The organism is Niallia oryzisoli (assembly GCF_043641075.1).
GTDB classification, from domain to species: domain Bacteria; phylum Bacillota; class Bacilli; order Bacillales; family Cytobacillaceae; genus Bacillus_BD; species Bacillus_BD oryzisoli_A.
Genome location: NZ_JBHZRC010000010.1, coordinates 50143 through 67883, shown reverse-complemented (window position 1 = coordinate 67883; position 17741 = coordinate 50143). Strand labels below are relative to the sequence as shown.

17 protein-coding genes and 2 pseudogenes are annotated in these 17741 nt (G+C 36.6%); 3 read left to right on the top strand and 16 right to left on the bottom strand.

Going from position 1 to position 17741, the window contains the following annotated elements; all coding sequences use genetic code 11:
* Positions 1–341 precede the first annotated feature (341 nt).
* Positions 342–1295, top strand: coding sequence for a sugar-binding transcriptional regulator (locus ACHUFV_RS21485; RefSeq protein ID WP_394237714.1), 954 nt, complete (start codon positions 342–344; stop codon positions 1293–1295).
* Between the two features lie 120 nt (positions 1296–1415).
* Here the strand turns inward: ACHUFV_RS21485 and ACHUFV_RS21480 are convergent, their stop codons facing one another.
* The 6 genes and pseudogenes from ACHUFV_RS21480 to ACHUFV_RS21455 all read right to left on the bottom strand — a co-directional run bounded on the left by ACHUFV_RS21480 (position 1416) and on the right by ACHUFV_RS21455 (position 5995).
* Positions 1416–1841: a transcriptional regulator GutM gene (locus ACHUFV_RS21480; protein ID WP_394237712.1), complete on the bottom strand. Its 426-nt coding sequence runs from the start codon at positions 1839–1841 to the stop codon at positions 1416–1418.
* A gap of 172 nt (positions 1842–2013) precedes the next feature.
* A pseudogene (gene srlE, locus ACHUFV_RS21475) lies at positions 2014–3030 on the bottom strand (PTS glucitol/sorbitol transporter subunit IIB); the annotation flags it as partial.
* A gap of 15 nt (positions 3031–3045) precedes the next feature.
* Positions 3046–3459: pseudogene (locus ACHUFV_RS21470) on the bottom strand (PTS glucitol/sorbitol transporter subunit IIB); the annotation flags it as partial.
* A 19-nt stretch (positions 3460–3478) separates the two neighbouring features.
* Entirely contained in the window at positions 3479–4021 is a 543-nt protein-coding gene (gene srlA / locus ACHUFV_RS21465; protein ID WP_394237710.1) for a PTS glucitol/sorbitol transporter subunit IIC, read from the bottom strand.
* Between the two features lie 53 nt (positions 4022–4074).
* Positions 4075–4434 carry a PTS glucitol/sorbitol transporter subunit IIA gene (locus ACHUFV_RS21460; protein ID WP_394237708.1) on the bottom strand — a complete coding sequence of 120 codons (360 nt, stop codon included), beginning with the start codon at positions 4432–4434 and terminating at the stop codon, positions 4075–4077.
* A 283-nt stretch (positions 4435–4717) separates the two neighbouring features.
* Positions 4718–5995 carry an NAD(P)H-dependent oxidoreductase gene (locus tag ACHUFV_RS21455; protein WP_394237706.1) on the bottom strand — a complete coding sequence of 426 codons (1278 nt, stop codon included), beginning with the start codon at positions 5993–5995 and terminating at the stop codon, positions 4718–4720.
* A gap of 194 nt (positions 5996–6189) precedes the next feature.
* Between ACHUFV_RS21455 and ACHUFV_RS21450 the strand changes: the two genes are divergently transcribed.
* The gene (locus ACHUFV_RS21450; protein ID WP_394237704.1) at positions 6190–7131 is read left to right on the top strand and encodes a sugar-binding transcriptional regulator; all 942 of its coding nucleotides are present in this window, start codon (positions 6190–6192) and stop codon (positions 7129–7131) included.
* Between the two features lie 72 nt (positions 7132–7203).
* Here ACHUFV_RS21450 and ACHUFV_RS21445 read toward each other — a convergent pair whose 3' ends face one another.
* Both ACHUFV_RS21445 and tkt (ACHUFV_RS21440) read right to left on the bottom strand, forming a co-directional pair.
* Positions 7204–7473, bottom strand: a complete 270-nt coding sequence (locus ACHUFV_RS21445) for a phosphocarrier protein HPr (RefSeq protein ID WP_394237702.1) — start codon at positions 7471–7473, stop codon at positions 7204–7206.
* 34 nt (positions 7474–7507) lie between these two features.
* A complete protein-coding gene (tkt, locus tag ACHUFV_RS21440) occupies positions 7508–9520 on the bottom strand; it encodes a transketolase (protein ID WP_394237701.1) in 2013 nt (670 codons plus the stop codon).
* A 269-nt stretch (positions 9521–9789) separates the two neighbouring features.
* Here tkt (ACHUFV_RS21440) and ACHUFV_RS21435 point away from each other — a divergent pair, with 269 nt between their 5' ends.
* Complete coding sequence (locus ACHUFV_RS21435) at positions 9790–10215, top strand: cupin domain-containing protein (protein ID WP_394237699.1); 426 nt, start codon at positions 9790–9792, stop codon at positions 10213–10215.
* 114 nt (positions 10216–10329) lie between these two features.
* Here the strand turns inward: ACHUFV_RS21435 and pfkA are convergent, their stop codons facing one another.
* The 8 genes from pfkA to rpiB form a co-directional block, all read right to left on the bottom strand.
* Positions 10330–11289 carry a 6-phosphofructokinase gene (gene pfkA / locus ACHUFV_RS21430; RefSeq protein ID WP_394237698.1) on the bottom strand — a complete coding sequence of 320 codons (960 nt, stop codon included), beginning with the start codon at positions 11287–11289 and terminating at the stop codon, positions 10330–10332.
* A 294-nt stretch (positions 11290–11583) separates the two neighbouring features.
* Entirely contained in the window at positions 11584–12855 is a 1272-nt protein-coding gene (locus ACHUFV_RS21425; protein WP_394237696.1) for a PTS galactitol transporter subunit IIC, read from the bottom strand.
* A gap of 93 nt (positions 12856–12948) precedes the next feature.
* The gene (locus ACHUFV_RS21420; RefSeq protein WP_394237694.1) at positions 12949–13227 is read right to left on the bottom strand and encodes a PTS sugar transporter subunit IIB; all 279 of its coding nucleotides are present in this window, start codon (positions 13225–13227) and stop codon (positions 12949–12951) included.
* 257 nt (positions 13228–13484) lie between these two features.
* Positions 13485–13754: a phosphocarrier protein HPr gene (locus tag ACHUFV_RS21415; RefSeq protein ID WP_394237692.1), complete on the bottom strand. Its 270-nt coding sequence runs from the start codon at positions 13752–13754 to the stop codon at positions 13485–13487.
* Between the two features lie 21 nt (positions 13755–13775).
* Entirely contained in the window at positions 13776–15797 is a 2022-nt protein-coding gene (tkt, locus tag ACHUFV_RS21410) for a transketolase (protein ID WP_394237690.1), read from the bottom strand.
* A 64-nt stretch (positions 15798–15861) separates the two neighbouring features.
* Complete coding sequence (rpe, locus tag ACHUFV_RS21405) at positions 15862–16527, bottom strand: ribulose-phosphate 3-epimerase (protein WP_394237688.1); 666 nt, start codon at positions 16525–16527, stop codon at positions 15862–15864.
* 4 nt (positions 16528–16531) lie between these two features.
* Positions 16532–17200, bottom strand: a complete 669-nt coding sequence (locus tag ACHUFV_RS21400) for a transaldolase family protein (protein ID WP_394237687.1) — start codon at positions 17198–17200, stop codon at positions 16532–16534.
* Between the two features lie 35 nt (positions 17201–17235).
* Entirely contained in the window at positions 17236–17694 is a 459-nt protein-coding gene (gene rpiB / locus ACHUFV_RS21395; RefSeq protein ID WP_394237686.1) for a ribose 5-phosphate isomerase B, read from the bottom strand.
* Positions 17695–17741: the final 47 nt, after the last annotated feature.

Sequence of the window (17741 nt, the reverse complement as noted above, 5' to 3'; positions counted from 1 at the left end):
CCCGCTTTTTCATTTAACTTTCTACAAATATATTAATTTTCTTTTAAGCACTTACTATTAAATCCCGAAACGCCTTAAGCGTTTACATTTTTAAAAATAAAGTTTTTTCAGAAAATAATAGTTTAATATAATTTACTACTTAATTCCATAGGTTTTATACCTCCGATTTTTTCATCTGAACATTTTCTCTTACACAGAAATTAATTTCTGTATATAGAAGATATCATTGAAAGCGTTTTAGGTCAATAGATTTCAGAAGTATATTTTTAAAAATTTACATGATATAATAAGTTGTGATATTTTTATCATCAGTAGGATTTTTGTTCAAGGAGAGGAAATGCATGGATTACGAGGAAAGAAAAGAAATAGTGAAAATTGCTATTTATTATTACTATAAAGACATGACACAAGAACAGATCGCAAATAAATTAAGTGTTTCACGATCAGTCATTTCGAGAAATTTACAAAAGGCAAAGGATTTAGGCATTGTAAACTTTTATATTAAAGATGAAAGCTTTCCGATTATTAATATGCAAAGTGAATTAGAGGAAAAGTTTCACATAAATAAAGTTATTGTTGCACCTAGTTATAATCTTTCAGAAGCAGAAGTTGATAATATTGTTGTTAAACATGCCATTCACTATTTAAAAGAGGAATTTAAAACGGTAAATAAAGTAGGGATTTCGTGGGGACGTTCGTTAAGTCTACTAGCAAGAGAATTCCCATATGAAATACACAAGGATCTTACTCTTGTTCCATTAATAGGTGGAATGAGTAACTTAGATATTGAAAAACACTCCAATCAAATATGCTATGATTTAATGAAGAAATTACAATGTCAATGTAATTACTTATACGCACCTGCATTAGCAGAAAATGATATCATCAGGAAGGAATTCTATGAAAGCCCATACATATCAAATGCTTTGGTAGCTGGTCGAAATGTAGACATGGCGATATTAGGAATCGCAGACCCTTTTGCTAAAAATAATTTGATGAGAAAAATAGGCTATATAACGAATCAAGACCTGAAAGAGCTTGAGGAGTTAGAGGTTGTAGGTGATATCAATTCACGCTTTTTCAATAAAGACGGAGAAGAGGTTGATTGTAGAATTAATAACCAAGTGATTGGGATAAGCTTAGAAGAGATTAAGAACATTCCTAACACTGTCGTCATAGCTAGCGGATCCGAAAAAAAGAGAGCTGTCTTATCAGCTGTTAAAGCAGGTTATGTTAATACATTAATAATTGATGATCGGATTGCCGAATATTTATTACAAAATGACGTCATGTAGCACAGCCTAAATAAGTATTAGTCACTAAAGCAGCAAGGAGATACCCAAAAGCAAGTCTATCTCTTTGCTGCTATTAAGCATTATTAATAGGAAATGAAAATTCCAAGTAGAGAAAATCGCTTATAACTCCACTAATTCCATTCCAATTTTTGTTTTTGTTGCTTCTGCCATTTCTACTGATTCTTTTTTCTCCATTTCCTTTTGAATCATACCAATGGCATTTTCTGCTACTTCTCTCCATTTTTCCATTCCAATCCAATCCATTTGGAAAATGCTTTGTCCTTCAAAGCGTTTTTCTTTGCGAAATCTTGAGAAGATTGTCATCCCAGATAACAAGCGACACTCCTCAATTACTCCCTTTGGATCGGTTACAATTATACACACCTGTCCCAGCTTGAATTTTCTTTGGTTCATACCGACGCCAAGAAATCCTTCCGAACGTTTGCTCATCTTCCTAAGAACACGTTGATAGTACTTTATATGAAATATACCTGTAAAAAATTGTAGAATCATAATAATCCCAACGACTATTAGAAGCTGTTGCATATTTTCCACCCCTTATGGTTTGAAGGTTAATTTTCTAAGCTAGATGAATGATTGCAGTAATACACGATAACGTTTGTTATCAATAACAATTGACAACAAACGTTATCTTATATTGGACTTTTTAATAGATAATATGAAGACAAATCCATTTCCAGGACTTGTCTTTATCCTCTTATAAAAAGAACGAAAATCCATATGCAATTAAAACGGCAAGTGGTCCAGTTATTACCCTTGAGAAAAGAATCGCAGGAACTCCTACAGTGATGGTTTCAGCCTTCGCTTCTCCTAATGTCAAACCTACAGGCGCAAAGTCACAACCCACCTGTGCATTTATTGCAAAAAGTGCTGGCAATGCAAATGAAGGAGGGATCGTTCCGCTTGCAATTTGGTTCCCGATTAATACCCCGATTACAGACCCTATCACACCCCCAGGTGCAATTAAAGGAGAAAGAAATGGTAAGCCGCCAATCAAACCTAAAAAGATCAATCCTACTACGCTGCCCGCAAGCGGAGTCAATACATGTGCTAAAATATCTCCAATTCCAGTGTAATTAATGATACCAATTAAGGTCGCAACAAATGCCATGAAAGGAAGGATATTTTTAAGAACCGTTTCAATCGTATCTCTACCTGCCTGATACATGACATTCATAAAATGTCCCGCACCACGGCCGACGGAATCAATCAGCTTCATAAATGGATTCATCTTCTGAGTATCCGCAGCATTTGCATTCATCGCAGCGACTTCTGCTTTTGCTTGTGCTTTTGTTTTTGGCTGATTCGATGTATCCATTTTGAACACAGGTTCTGTAGCTACTGTTTCTTTGTTGGACGTTGAAATATTCTCTACCGTTACACCTGATACAAAGACATCCTCTGTCATAAATTTTGCTAACGGTCCTGATGGGCTCAATACTTTTACATTAATAGTAGGGATTCCAAGCTTCGGATAGGTACCACAACGCGCAGTCCCGCCACAGTCAATTATCACACAAAGCATTTCAGCTGTATCAACCGGATTTTTAAATGAATCTACAGCTGTCACCCCGGTTAGGTCGGCAATCTTTTGAGCAACCGGGTGAATTCCTCCTCCTGTTACACTTACAACATATTTCTTTTGATTATCCGGCTTTAGTAGAAACGGACCACCCCAACCGTTACTTCCTTTTTCAACTTTAACAGCTTGAAATTCTGACGTATCTTGTGTTTGTTCTTCTTGAGTATGACTGTCAGTTGAGTTTGCTTCACCCGCTACTGTAATATCATTAACGGTTACACCTGATACAAAAACATCCTCTGTCATAAATTTCGCTAACGGTCCTGATGGACTTAACACTTTTACATTTATAGTAGGAATACCAAATCTCGGATAGGTACCGCAGCGCGCAGTTCCTCCGCAATCAATAATAACACACAACATTTCTTCTTTATCTACTGGATTTTTGAAGGAGTCAACAGCAGTTGCTCCTGTTAAATCAGCAATTTTCTGAGCAACAGGATGAATACCTCCACCTGTTACACTCACAACATATTTCTTTTGATTATCTGGTTTCAATAAGAATGGTCCGCCCCAGCCATTACTTCCTTTTACTACATGTACACTTTTAAATTCGGACATTGTTGATCCTCCCAAAACCTTATGCAGCCTTATTTGCTGAATCAGATGATGTATTTCGCGCAATAAGAATTCCAGTTATCTTCTCTGTCAGTACCCCACGAATTAAACATACAATAAATCCAACAATTAGATATAAAATAGCTAACTGACTTTGATTTCCTACTGTCGCAAATCCTGTAGCAATCCCAAGGAAAATAAATAATTCAGAGGCATTTGCGTGTGGAAATAATCCTGTAATAGGATGAAGCATGGAAACAGTAGCATCGTAATATGCAGGTTTTTGTTTCTCAGGAATGAATTTACCAAATGTATAAGCCATTGGATTGGTTAAAAAGAAACATGCAAAGAATGGAATAAGTGTATATCGAAAAACAGCATATTTAGACAACTTCTGCATGAAACCAAAAATTCTCTCTTCACCTATTAACTTAATTAACGCGTTTATAGCAGTGATGAGTGTAATAAGTAAAGGTATGATCCCAGTAAGAAAACCAATAAAAACATCTGCTCCCGCCTGGAACATACCAATAAAACCATCTGCTATTTTTACAAGAAAGTTCATTTTTTTATCTCTCCAAACACTACACGAAAGCCATTTATAACGTTTATCGCTTATTATTTTTTAAATACAATTGGGTTGTTTAATTCTAAAGTTGGATATACTCCTGGCGTTACGAGAATAGCCCCTGGTAAAAGTTCAACTGATGTATCATCTTTAAAATAAATGGAAAGGTGACCTAATTCTTCGAAGTTTTTATTCGCAAGATTTCCGACCTTTTCAATTTTATAGACATTATTGCCAATTTCAAGTGTTCCACCTTCAACAAGAGCATTATCCGGTTGCTGGTTCCAATCATGAACCACTGAAATATCTCTTAATTCTGGTGGTGCTGATGTACCAAATAGTATAAGTAAATCTTCTTCTTTAAATTCCGGAACCAATTCTCCGATTTCAACAATTTTCGTCTCTAGCATGAAAACTTCCTCCCCGTATATTTCATAGAATAATACACTAAAATATTTTATTTTTCAAACAAATTAAAAAATACGATTCTGCACCCAGTCAAAACCTAAATATTTATCTATTATATATCTTTAATATACTTTAAGGATAGTGAATTACCAATTGATTTAAAACCTTGTCCAATCAATTGGACATACTCACTATCCTTATAGTTAGCTGCCGATTTAATACACTTAGTTACGTCTAGAATCTGTGCAATACTTTTAGTCTATTAGTCTCTTACTATAATGTTAATTATACTAAAATAGGTGTTTTATTATCTTCATTCGCAAAAGTTTCATCTTGTAATTTACGAAGCTTCCATACTGTCGTGCTTTGATCTAGTTCAACGTCGTCAGTAGTTAAGAATGTGCCTGCTTTAATATCACGTTTCGCCACAACATTTCCAGAAATTAAACCGATTGGAATATGGTTTTCTTTCTTCATGTCAGAATGAGTTTCTAACACACCTCTTACACAATATCCTCCGATACCGTCTAATCTTTCACCAGCTTTAATATCTTTCTTCGTTACTGCCACTGTTTCAGAAATCGGAGCACCTAACGGAGCAATTGCCGCTTCATGATTTAATACTGCTTTAGCAATTGTAAGTGGTGTTTCAAGGCTTGCTAAGTGATATGGACGATATAGAATATGGTGTTCTTGGTTACCTTTCTTCATTAGGTAGTTCATTTCATGAATAACACCTTCATTTTGTCCTTTTACGATAACAAATACACCTGGTGCCAGTCCATCTACGTATTCAACAACACCATATTTATTTAAAATTCCGCCGCGTTCTTTTGTATCTAGGTCTTTAATTACAGAATCAACATTTCCTGCAATACCGTGCATTCCTGTTACGTCAGGCACAAATCCGATTGCATTTGATAAAAGGTTCATTTCTGCCATTGTTTTTGTTCCATCTTGGAATGCCGCTAACATATGTGCAGCCATTTTGTTTCTTGCTGCTTCATCTTTTGCTGTATCTGGATTAGCTGTAATATTTAATTTGTTATTTTTCCCTTTACCGGCAACCAACACTTCCATACCCATTGCTTTAGCAAATTCATATAATTCAAATGTTGCAGCTGGTTCATCACCATCAGAACCTGTGTAAACTAAACCTGCAGCATCATATAATTTTTTCATTAATGGTCCGATTGTGATATCGATTTCAACATTTAATAAAACAATTTGTTTTTTTGCAATTAACGTTTCTAAAGAGATTTTAGCCCCTACTTCCGGAACACCAGTAGCATCTACGATTACTTCTACCTCATCGGAGTGGATCACTTCTTTAAAATCATTAGACACTAAAATATTTTCCTTTACCGTCGCTGTTGCGTTATATGCATCTGCAGCACGTTGTGCAGCTTCTATTCTAATATCACTAATACCTTTTACAGCCATTCCAGGAATTTGTGAGATTTGTGAAATCATACCGAATCCCATTTGCCCTGCTCCAATTACACCAACACGAATTGGATTGCCTTGTTTTTCTCTCTCTAATAATTTCGCATATAAAGTCATGATTTTTTCCTCCCAATTAATATGTGGTTGAACATTTGAGCTTTAACTGAACATTTTCTCTTACAGGTATAAATTTACCACTGTAAGCGTTTCAGGTCAAGCCATTTATGTATATATTTATAAAATTTACCGTGGTATAATTAAGTATATAAAAATTTGTCTTTATATCGACCGATTGTTCAGGGGTGTTTCTAATGGATTGGGAAGAAAAAAAGGAAATTGTTAATATAGCGGTTTATTATTACTACAAGAATATGACACAGGAACAAATTGCTAGTAAATTCAATGTGTCCCGTTCTGTTATTTCAAGAAGTCTACAAAAAGCAAAAGATTTAAATATCGTTAATTTTTATATTAAGGATGATAGTTTTCCTATTATTAATATGCAAAGCGAATTAGAAGAAAAATTTCGTTTAAAAGAGGTGGTTGTCGCACCAACCTATAATTTATCTGAAGTAGAAATACACCATTTAGTAATCAAGCAGGCTGTCCGCTATTTACAAGAAGAGTTTAAAAGTGTGAATAAGGTTGGCATTACCTGGGGACGTACCTTAGCAAGTCTGGCAAGAGAATTCCCTTTTGAAGTCCATAAAAATCTAACACTTGTCCCATTAATTGGCGGAATGGGGCATTTAGAAATTGAAAAGCATTCAAATCAAATTTGCTATGATATGATGAAGAAATTACAATGCGAATGTAACTACTTATACGCCCCTGCATTAGCACAGGATACAACAATTAAAAAGAGCTTTTATGATAGTCAATATATTTCCAATGCACTAGAAGCAGGTAAAAACGTTGATATGGCTATTTTTGCAGTAGCAGCACCTTTTGGTAATAACCTTATGAGAGAAATAGGTTATGCAACTAATAAAGATTTAGCGGAGTTTGAAGACTTGAATGTTGTAGGTGAAATGAATTCTCGTTTTTTCAATAAAGACGGAGTCGAGGTTGATTGTAGAATTAATAACCATGTTATCGGAATAAGTTTAGATGAAATAAAGCTGATTCCAAATAAAGTGGTTATAGCAAGTGGATTAGATAGAAGAGAGGCTGTATTAGCAGCTGTTAAAGCTGGATACGTAAATACATTAATCATCGATAGCAATATTGGAGAGTATATGTTAAAAAATTAAATATCCTCGTTATAATAGTAAAAAGCAGAGAGTCATTCGAACACAAAGACTCTCTGCTTTACTTTTGTTCAATTATTCGTTAATTAATTTATTTTCATTCATAACTGCTGTTAACGCTTCAATTACAGCATCCTCATCAGAACCCGCAGCCGTTACTTTTACCTCAGATCCCTTCGATACACCTAGGGACATTACACCCATAATAGATTTTAAATTAACTGCTTTTCCGTTATACTCTAAACTTACATCTGAACCAAATTTATTCGCTGTATTAACTAAAAGTGTTGCTGGACGAGCGTGGATTCCAGCTTCATCAATAATTTTGTAAACCTTTTCTGCCATTTTACATTCCCCTTTTCTATATAAAAGTAAGTAATTATTTTAATAAATCCTTAAATGTCGATACAACATTTTCAACGGTAAAACCATATTCTTGCAATAATTTATTTGCCGGCGCAGATGCCCCAAAATGATTGATTGTAATCGTTTCTCCAAAAGCACCAACATATTCTCTCCACCCAAATGAAGAGCCCAATTCAATTGCTACGCGAGCCTGTATATTCGACGGAAGTACACTTTCCTTGTATTCTTTAGATTGTTGTTCAAAGCGATTCCAACTTGGCATGCTGACAACCGATACATGAATACCATCTTTTTCTAGACTTTTTTGGGATTCAAGCGCTAATGCAACTTCAGATCCTGTTGCGATTAAAAGTCCTGACACCTCGCCTTTTGCAGGAGAAACGACATAGGCACCTTTCTTCACACCTTCATATACCTGTTCTTGATCATTTTCAAGCGTTGGTAGATCTTGGCGAGTTAAAACAAGTGCTGTTGGATGATCTTGGCTTTCAAGCGCTAATCTCCAGGCAGCTTCTGTTTCTTTTGCATCCGCGGGTCGGATTACGTCCACATTTGGCATTGCACGTAGAGCTGCTAGCTGCTCAATAGGTTGGTGAGTTGGTCCATCTTCTCCAACAGCAATACTGTCATGTGTAAATACATATGTTACGGGCAGGTTCATTAAGGCAGCAAGACGGATTGCTGGACGTAAGTAATCTGAGAAGACAAAGAATGTTGCTCCAAATACTTTTACTCCACCGTGTAGTGCCATACCGTTTATAGCTGCACCCATAGCGAATTCACGAACGCCAAACCAAATATTTCGTGCTGCATAGCCATCAATTGCATAATTTTTTTCGGAAGCAATCAATGTTTTATTAGAACCAGCAAGGTCTGCAGATCCCCCGATTAATTGAGGAATAACACCTGCTGCTGCATTTAACACTTTACCAGATGATGCTCTTGTTGCCATTTTTGAATTTGATTCAAATACAGGAAGCGCTGCTTCCCAGTTTTCCGGAAGAGTACCATTTACAGCTCCTTCTAACTGTGAAGCTAATTCTGGATAAACTGCTTTATAAGCAGTAAAAAGCTCATTCCAAACTTCCTCTTTTTCTTTCCCTGCTTCTACAAATTGATTAAAATGAGTTTTTACTTCCTCCGGAACATAAAATGGTTCTTCTGATTCCCATCCGTACGCTTCCTTTGTTAACTTACTTTCCTCAGCTCCTAGCGGCGCACCATGAACCGCTGCCGAACCAGCTTTATTAGGGGATCCAAAACCAATCGTTGTCTTTACTTCAATTAATGTTGGACGTACACTATCGGCCTTTGCTTCTTGAATGGCTTTTTGAACGGCTGCTGTATCATTCCCATCTTCTACGCGAAGAACCTGCCATCCGTAAGATTCAAATCTATCAGCTACACTTTCAGAGAATGATAGATTTAAGTCCCCATCTAAAGAAATATCATTTGAATCATATAATACAACAAGACGACCTAGCTTTAAGTGACCAGCTAATGAAGCTGCTTCTGCAGCTACACCTTCCATTAAATCTCCATCACCACATAAGCTATATGTATAGTGGTCAATTACCTTAAATTGATCTTTGTTATACGTTTCAGCAAGGTGACGTTCAGCCATTGCCATTCCAACTGCCATGGCAATTCCTTGGCCTAGTGGTCCTGTGGTTGCATCAACACCAGCTGTGTGCCCAAACTCAGGATGTCCCGGTGTTTTGCTTCCCCACTGACGAAAGTTCTTTAAGTCATCGATTGATACTTCATAGCCAAATAAATGCAGCAAGCTGTATAGTAATGCGGATCCATGACCGGCGGATAAAACAAAACGGTCTCTATTCAACCAATTAGGATTGATCGGATTCATGTTCATTTCTTTTGCCCATAATGTATAAGCCATTGGGGCTGCACCCATTGTAATACCAGGATGCCCGGAATTTGCTTGTTCAATGGAATCTATCGATAAGGTTCTGATTGTGTTAATCGCTAGTTGCTCTAAGTCTTGTTTTGTTTGTATTGATGTCAAAATGTTTCACTCCTTTATTTAACTAATTTTAGTAACAACGAGATTTACCCTAATTTTAACTTCTCTAACTATAAAGCCTCTGCTGCACAAATGATATAAGATAAGACAAATGTGCAACACTTCAAGTTTATTGTAAGATGACAGGGGTGTCAATATAAAAAGTATAAAGTAAGGTTTTCCATTAATAGTAATCTGCTAAGGAATAAGAGATAATATAATTCATTAGATACGTATGTAATTTATTCTTTAATTACAGAAGGAGAAACTAAATGGATAAAACAATAAAAATTATTCGAAGTGAGCAAATTGAAAGAGCTTTGCAAACAACAACAAGGCAGTATTTAGTTGGTAATTTGTCTCGACCTCAAGAATTAGAACACATTGCGGATGATAAAATAGAGGTAGGAATAACATCTTATGATGAATTCAATAGCGAATTTCCACATTATCATACGCAAGCATATGAATATCAATATATTATTAGCGGGGAGACTGAATATCTGGATATAGAGACAGGTCAAACCTATTCCTTTACAAAGGGAGATTTCTACGTAACACCACCCGGTATTAAATATGCACAACGTTCGCAGCCCGGTACTGCTATTTTCTTTTTTAAAACACCGCCTGGTAATGACAAAGTTAATATAGACGCTACTGATGAGGTAATGACCTGGCTCGAACAAAACTCAAAATGAATACTAAATGGCTGTTAATAAAAAAGGTTCCAAAAGAAGAGATCCGCTAAAATTTCCGGATCTCTTTAACTGGCTGATATTAACCCTTGAACAAGCAAAATAAAAATTCTTCTGCTAAATAGATAGACTTTTTGCCAGATTATAGACGGACATATCAATCGTATGTTTATCTTTTGATGCATCCTCAAAAGGTACATGAATCAGTTGGTTATTCTTTAGTCCAACCATTATTCCTTTTTTGTCTTCTATTAATAAATCAACCGCTTCAGCACCCATCTGGCTGCCCATCATTCTGTCATATGAAGTTGGAGAACCACCACGTTGAAGGTATCCAAGTACAATGACTCTTGTTTCAAGTCCTGTTTTTTCCTTTATCATTACACTTATGTCAGATCCTTTACATACACCTTCAGCTACTACGATGATGCTATGCATCTTTCCACGTTCTTGTCCTTGCTGAATCCGCTTCACTATTTCATCATCATCATAGTCTGCTTCTGGAATAATGATTGATTCTGCACCTGCACACATACCTGCCCATAAAGCAATATCACCCGCATTTCGACCCATAACCTCAATGATAGAAGTCCGCTCATGTGAGAAGGCAGTATCGCGAATCTTATCAATTGCCTCCACTGCTGTGTTAACAGCAGTATCAAACCCAATTGAGTAATCCGTTCCTGCAATGTCATTGTCAATTGTTCCCGGGATACCGACTGTTGGAAACCCTTGGCTGGTCAATTTTCCTGCTCCCTGAAATGAACCATCCCCTCCTATAACAATCAGACCATCTATACCAACTTCCCTTAATTGAGCTATCGCCATCTGTTGCCCTTCTTCTGTCTTAAACCTTTCACTTCTTGCAGTTCTCAGGATAGTCCCGCCGCGATGAATAATATCTCCTACACTACCAAGATCCATTTTTATAAAATCACCGGACATTAATCCCTTATATCCATTCCTTACCCCGTACATATCAATTCCTTTAAAGATTCCTCTTCTAACAACAGCACGAATGACAGCATTCATTCCAGGTGCATCTCCACCACTTGTTAATACGGCTATCTTTTTCATCTTGTTGAATCCCCCATTCTTTCCAATACCAAACTATAAGCCTATGCCGTTTATCTTTAGACCACAATAAAATACTTTGGAGTTTCATTTCCAACGTTCACAATATAATAGTATCATTCACGTTATCTACTATGGATGCGATTTCATCCCATAAAATGTTAGTTTGGTTGTACCTTACTGTGATAATAATCAGTTTTGAAAACACTGCTATTCACATCTATATCCATCGTAAATAGAAATACTCGCTGTCACAGTAACAGCGAGTACACTTCACTTACTAACTCTTAAAGTTATTTAAAAAATAGCGTTCCACATTTGCGAGAATTTCAAGATTGCCCAGTTAAATAAGTTACCTCCAAGGTCTAAACTTGAGATCTCAGTCGCACCGCCTGGTGCAGTAAACTGAGCACCTTCCATCATGAGTGTATGAACTGCTGCAAAGTCAGTCGCCATCCAAAGTGATAATGTGACCATTACTGTTCCTGCCAATACGGAGTGAATAATGTTTCCTCTTAAGAATGCGACAACGAATGCAATATAGAAAGGAATGGTTGCTAAGTCACCGAATGGTAGTACTCTATTCCCCGGTAAAATGACTGCAATAAATAGTGTAATAGGAACAAGAATTAAAGCTGTCGCCATTACTGAAGGATGTCCAACTGATAAAGCTGCATCTAAACCAATATAAATATCACGATCACCATAACGCTTGTGTAAGAAGTTACGTGCTGCTTCCGAAATAGGAATTAACCCTTCCATTAGGATTTTAACCATTCGAGGCATTAATAGCATGACTGCTGCCATAGAAATACCCATTTTTGTTACACCGCCGACATCATATCCAGCAAGTAACCCAATAACTAAACCTAAAATTAAGCCCATCATCATCGGTTCCCCGAAGATACCAAAACGTTTTTGAATTGATTCAGGATCTGCATGTAATTTATTAAGACCAGGAATTTTTGTAATCAGCCAGCCTATTAAAATACCAATTGGACCAAACGCAGCAGTAGAACCGGTTGGAAGGGAAATTCCCTCGAGCCCAAAATACTTTTGAATCAATGGGGCTGTCCAGTCAGCCACTTTTAATACAACAATTTCATAAAGAACTGCACATAGGATAGCAAACCACCAGCTGCCAGTCACAACATATCCAGTTGCACCCGCAGCAATAAAGTGCCAATAATTCCAAATATCAATGTCTAATGTTTTTGTTCCTTTAAGCACAAGCAATATAATGTTGACAACTAAACAGATTGGAATCAAAACAGCTGCAACAGGAGAAGCCCAAGATGCCGCTGCTGCGGAAGGCCACCCAGCATCTACAACTGTTAAACTTAACCCAAATCGTTCAACCATTTGTTGGGCCGCAGGACCTAAATTGTCAACTAAAACACCAATAACTAAGTTAATACCAACGAAACCAATTCCGATGATAATCCCTGATTTAAATGAATTTTTGAATCCAGTACCAAATAATAAACCAATAAATAAAATAGCAATAGGCAAAATAACGGTTGGACCCAAATTTAATACGTATTGAACTCCTGATAATAAACTGTCCATCTGGAACCCTCACATTTCAGATATTTATAATAAGTAAAATAAAACTAATCGGAATTAGAATCTGCATCACTGAGGATGCAGATCCTACATTACTTACTTAAGGTGATCAAGAATTTTTTTATCTAATGCTTCCATACCGATACCCGTGATATAGGAAGTTGCTATTAAAGCTGGAATCTTGTAAGTTGTTGGAAGAATGGTTGTAGAAACGATTAAATCTGCACTTTCTTGGCGAGAAGCCACTTCAGCAATCTTACATTGAATAACAGTTGCATCTACCTTGTTGTCTTTAATTAAATTTTCTACGCGGTTACACACCACTGTTGAAGTTGCGATACCTGCTCCACATGCTACTAATACTGTTTTTGTCATGATTTATTCCTCCAATATATTATTTAGTATAGGACCTCAATTACTATTAGGAATTTCTTTTATCTTAATTAATAATTTAATTCCTCCTTACATTTATAAGTTTACCAATTAACGGCCTGTATTTGAATACGCTTTCATTACCATGTTTTGTTTGTGAATTGTTTCACGTGATGACGTTGAAAAGTCAATTTTCGAATAGATTCTAGCAATATAACAAAAAAGAGATCCTTATTGAAGGATCTCAAAGCACATTATAGTCACTCATTAATTAAGTTATTTGTTATCATTATTTCCGTTAATGTTGATAGTACTTCATTTTCATCTGTACCTGTAGCAGTTACTTTTACTTCTGCTCCTTTTGCTACACCCAATGACATTACACCCATTATTGATTTCAGATTAACACTTTTACCATGATAATCAAGAGTTACATCAGAATTAAATTTATTTGCAGTATTCACTAATATTGTTGCAGGACGTGCATGAATACCCGCCTCATCAATAATTGTATAGAATTTTTCAGCCATGATATTTCCCCCTTTTTAAAATTAGTTATTTCTCTCCACAAGTTGTTTAAATGTAGTCACGACATTTTCGACAGTGAAACCATATACCTCTTGTAATGTATTTGCTGGGCCAGATGCTCCAAAATGATCTATTGTTAATAAAGCTCCGTTTCTACCGACATATTCTCTCCATCCAAATGAAGAACCCAATTCAATTGCAAGACGAGATGTGACATTATCTGGAATGACGCTTTCCTTGTATTCGATTGATTGCTTTTCAAAGCGATCCCAGCTTGGCATACTTACTACTGAAACATAAATCCCTTCTTTTTCTAAAACCTGCTGTGCTTCAATAGCAAGGGATACTTCTGAACCAGTTGCAAGCAGGATTCCTGCATGTTCACCTTTCGCCTCTGAAATCACATAGGCGCCTCTCTTTACACCTTCATATACTTTTTCTTGATCTTCTTCAAGCGTAGGTAAGTCCTGACGAGTTAATACTAATGCTGTTGGTTGATCTTGACTCTCAATTGCTAAACGCCATGCAGCCGCTGTTTCCTTTGCATCTGCTGGTCTGATTACCGATACATTTGGCATTGCACGTAAAGCTGCTAACTGTTCGATTGGCTGATGGGTAGGCCCATCTTCTCCAACAGCAATACTGTCATGTGTAAAAACATACGTTACCGGTAATTTCATTAATGCAGCAAGACGAATTGCAGGGCGGAGATAGTCAGAGAATACAAAGAAGGTAGCTCCAAATACTTTCAAACCACCATGGAGAGCCATTCCGTTTAAAGCTGCACCCATTGCAAATTCGCGAACACCAAACCAAATATTACGTGCTGAATAACCATCAAGAGCGAAATTCTTATCATTTGAGATAAATGTTTTATTTGAACCAGCAAGATCTGCAGAACCACCAATAAACTGTGGAAGAACCTTTGCTATGGCATTAAGTGTTTTCCCAGATGATGCTCTTGTTGCCATTTTTTCACCTGCAGGAAAGTTAGGAAGAGCTTCTTTCCAATTTTCAAGCAGTTCACCATTAAGAGCACTTTCCAATTGCATGGCAAGTTCCGGATACGCTGCTTTATATTCCGTGATAAGCTCATTCCAAGCATTTTCTTTTTCTTGACCTGCTTCAGTAAATCCATGATAATGCTTGATTACTTCATCAGGTACATAGAACGCTTCTTCATACTCCCATTCGTATGTAGCTTTTGTTAATTTTGTTTCTTCTGCTCCAAGGGGTGCACCATGACTTGCAGCAGAACCTGATTTATTAGGAGAACCGAATCCGATTGTTGTCTTAATTTCAATAAGGGTTGGTCTTTCCAGATCTTGTTTTGCCTCTTTAATGGCTTTTTGAATGGCATGAATATCATTACCATCTTCAACCCGAATAACTTGCCAGCCATATGCTTTAAAGCGATCTTCAACACTTTCAGAGAATGATAGATGCAAATCACCATCCAATGAAATATCATTGGAATCATACATCACAATAAGGCGGCCAAGCTTTAAGTGTCCTGCAAGGGAAGCAGCCTCTGCCGATACACCTTCCATTAGGTCTCCGTCACCACAAATACTGTAAGTGTAATGATCAATTACTTTAAATTCATCTTTATTATATGTTTCAGCGAGATGACGTTCAGCCATTGCCATCCCAACAGCCATTGCAATTCCTTGACCAAGCGGACCTGTTGTAGCATCGACTCCTGGTGTATGACCATATTCAGGATGTCCTGGTGTTTTACTTCCCCATTGTCGGAAATTCTTTAAATCTTCCAATGATACATTATAACCAAATAGGTGTAAAAGGCTATAAAGGAGCGCTGACCCATGACCTGCTGATAAAACAAATCGATCACGGTTAAGCCAATTTGGATTAGCAGGATTGTGATTCATTTCTTTTGACCACAATGTATAAGCCATTGGTGCCGCTCCCATTGTAATACCAGGATGACCTGAGTTTGCTTTTTCGATCGAATCAATCGATAATGTTCTAATTGTATTTATAGCTAATTGATCAATACCTTGTTTTGTTTGTAATAATGCCATGTACTGACACTCCTTTATCCTTAAATATGTTCATCTACAGCTAATTGTTTCTACATTTCATTAATCACTGAATAAATAAATGTTTAAGTCTATTAATTTTATCTATATAAGATCCTTCATCTTGATTAAAAAGGGCAGAAGTTCCTAAAACAAATACATTTACACCCTTATCAAGCAACAAAGGGATAGTCAAATTGTTTATATTGCCATCAACCTCAATTAAAGGCCGACTCTCCATTTTTTGGAGTATATTATTTAGTTCCTCTAATTTCTCTAACACTTGATAGTTAAATTTTTGTCCTGCAAATCCAGGATTAACAGTCATAATCAATACCATTGGGACCATAGTTAAATAAGGTTTAATCAACTCAATTGGACTATTTGGGCTCAAAGCCAACACTGGTTGAACTCCGTAATCCTTGATTTTGTTAATATCCCTTACAATATCGTCACTTGCCTCAACATGAAAGGAAATATATTTAGGCTTGATTGAGGCAAACATATCGATATATTTTGATGGTTGTTCAGTGGCTAAGTGAATATCCAGCGGGATCATCGTGCGCTCTTTTATTTGCTCTAAGACATAGGGTCCCATTGCTAAATTATTTACAAATACTCCGTCCATTACATCGCAATGAAGTAATTCTACTTTTGCTTCTTCTAATCTCTTTAGTTCCTCATCAAGATTCAGTTGATCTGCACACATGATAGAAGCTGCAATTACATGCAAAATATCACTCCTTCACGAATTCAAGTCTTGATTGTAATTCATACCAATCTCGATTAAATCCACTAATACTTGCCGATGCTAATTCCTTCGAAGCCATTGATCGTAATACATCAGAGGAAACAGTGGCAGTATGCGCCCCCGCAGTGAATATATCCACTACTTGATTAGTATTCTTAAAGCTGGCTGCAAGAATTTTTGTTGAGAATCCACGATCATCATAAATTTTTCTTGTCTTATTGACCACTTCGTATGGATTAATATTATTATTTGCCATTCGATTCACGTATGGCGCAATATAATCACAGCCTGCAAGACCACATAGGAGGCTTTGATCAACTGAGAATATTGCTGTAGCAAGGATTATAGGTGCATTATTTTGGTTTTTCAATCTATTAATCACTTGAAAACCAGGGATATTAGCTGGTATTTTAAGCGCTATTCTTTTATTACCATATGCCAAGATTTCTTGACAATCAGCATATATTTCTTCATAACTGCTTCCAGTTGCCTGAACAAATACAATACCCTCACTATTATCTAAAATCTCTTTAACGATAACTCCTCTTCTTTTGCCTTCTTTTAGCAAAATCGAAGGATTTGTTGTAACACCCTTTAACAATCCAAGGGAAAAACCTTCTCTAATTTCATCTAGATTGGCTGAATCTATAAACATCATCTTTCCTCCAGTTGCTAGAGTTTCAGAGAGTTTTAATCTCGTACAAAGAATTCCCCATTTTCTACTTGAGTAACCTGATTGATTCTTTCTTGGTGACGCCCGCCTTGGAAACTAGCATTAACCCAAGTATCAACAATTAATAGTGCGAGTCCCTCTCCGATCACACGCTGTCCTAAGCAAAGAACATTCGTATCATTGTGCTCTCTTGTAGCCGAAGCAGAAAAACAATCACTTACAACGGCCGCCCTGACACCATTGATTTTATTTGCTGCAATGGACATTCCAATTCCAGTTCCGCAGCATAATATTCCTAAATCACAGCTTCCAGAACTAACCCTATTTCCAACTTTTACAGCATAGGCAGGATAATCAACACTTTTACAATCATAGGAACCTACATCTTCTATTTCAAAATTATTATCCTCTAGATGTTTTATGATTGCTTCCTTCAATTGAAAACCACCATGATCGCACCCAATTGCTATTTTCATTTCTACCACCCTTTCTAAATACATAACAAGTTATAGGTGATGCAAGA

Coding starts and splice junctions, on each gene's coding strand:
- ACHUFV_RS21485 (WP_394237714.1), top strand. CDS start 342: ATGGATTACGAGGAAAGAAAAGAAATAGTGAAAATTGCTATTTATTAT.
- ACHUFV_RS21480 (WP_394237712.1), bottom strand. CDS start 1,841: ATGCAACAGCTTCTAATAGTCGTTGGGATTATTATGATTCTACAATTT.
- srlA (WP_394237710.1), bottom strand. CDS start 4,021: ATGAACTTTCTTGTAAAAATAGCAGATGGTTTTATTGGTATGTTCCAG.
- ACHUFV_RS21460 (WP_394237708.1), bottom strand. CDS start 4,434: ATGCTAGAGACGAAAATTGTTGAAATCGGAGAATTGGTTCCGGAATTT.
- ACHUFV_RS21455 (WP_394237706.1), bottom strand. CDS start 5,995: ATGACTTTATATGCGAAATTATTAGAGAGAGAAAAACAAGGCAATCCA.
- ACHUFV_RS21450 (WP_394237704.1), top strand. CDS start 6,190: ATGGATTGGGAAGAAAAAAAGGAAATTGTTAATATAGCGGTTTATTAT.
- ACHUFV_RS21445 (WP_394237702.1), bottom strand. CDS start 7,473: ATGGCAGAAAAGGTTTACAAAATTATTGATGAAGCTGGAATCCACGCT.
- ACHUFV_RS21435 (WP_394237699.1), top strand. CDS start 9,790: ATGGATAAAACAATAAAAATTATTCGAAGTGAGCAAATTGAAAGAGCT.
- pfkA (WP_394237698.1), bottom strand. CDS start 11,289: ATGAAAAAGATAGCCGTATTAACAAGTGGTGGAGATGCACCTGGAATG.
- ACHUFV_RS21425 (WP_394237696.1), bottom strand. CDS start 12,855: ATGGACAGTTTATTATCAGGAGTTCAATACGTATTAAATTTGGGTCCA.
- ACHUFV_RS21420 (WP_394237694.1), bottom strand. CDS start 13,227: ATGACAAAAACAGTATTAGTAGCATGTGGAGCAGGTATCGCAACTTCA.
- ACHUFV_RS21415 (WP_394237692.1), bottom strand. CDS start 13,754: ATGGCTGAAAAATTCTATACAATTATTGATGAGGCGGGTATTCATGCA.
- tkt (WP_394237690.1), bottom strand. CDS start 15,797: ATGGCATTATTACAAACAAAACAAGGTATTGATCAATTAGCTATAAAT.
- ACHUFV_RS21400 (WP_394237687.1), bottom strand. CDS start 17,200: ATGTTTATAGATTCAGCCAATCTAGATGAAATTAGAGAAGGTTTTTCC.
- rpiB (WP_394237686.1), bottom strand. CDS start 17,694: ATGAAAATAGCAATTGGGTGCGATCATGGTGGTTTTCAATTGAAGGAA.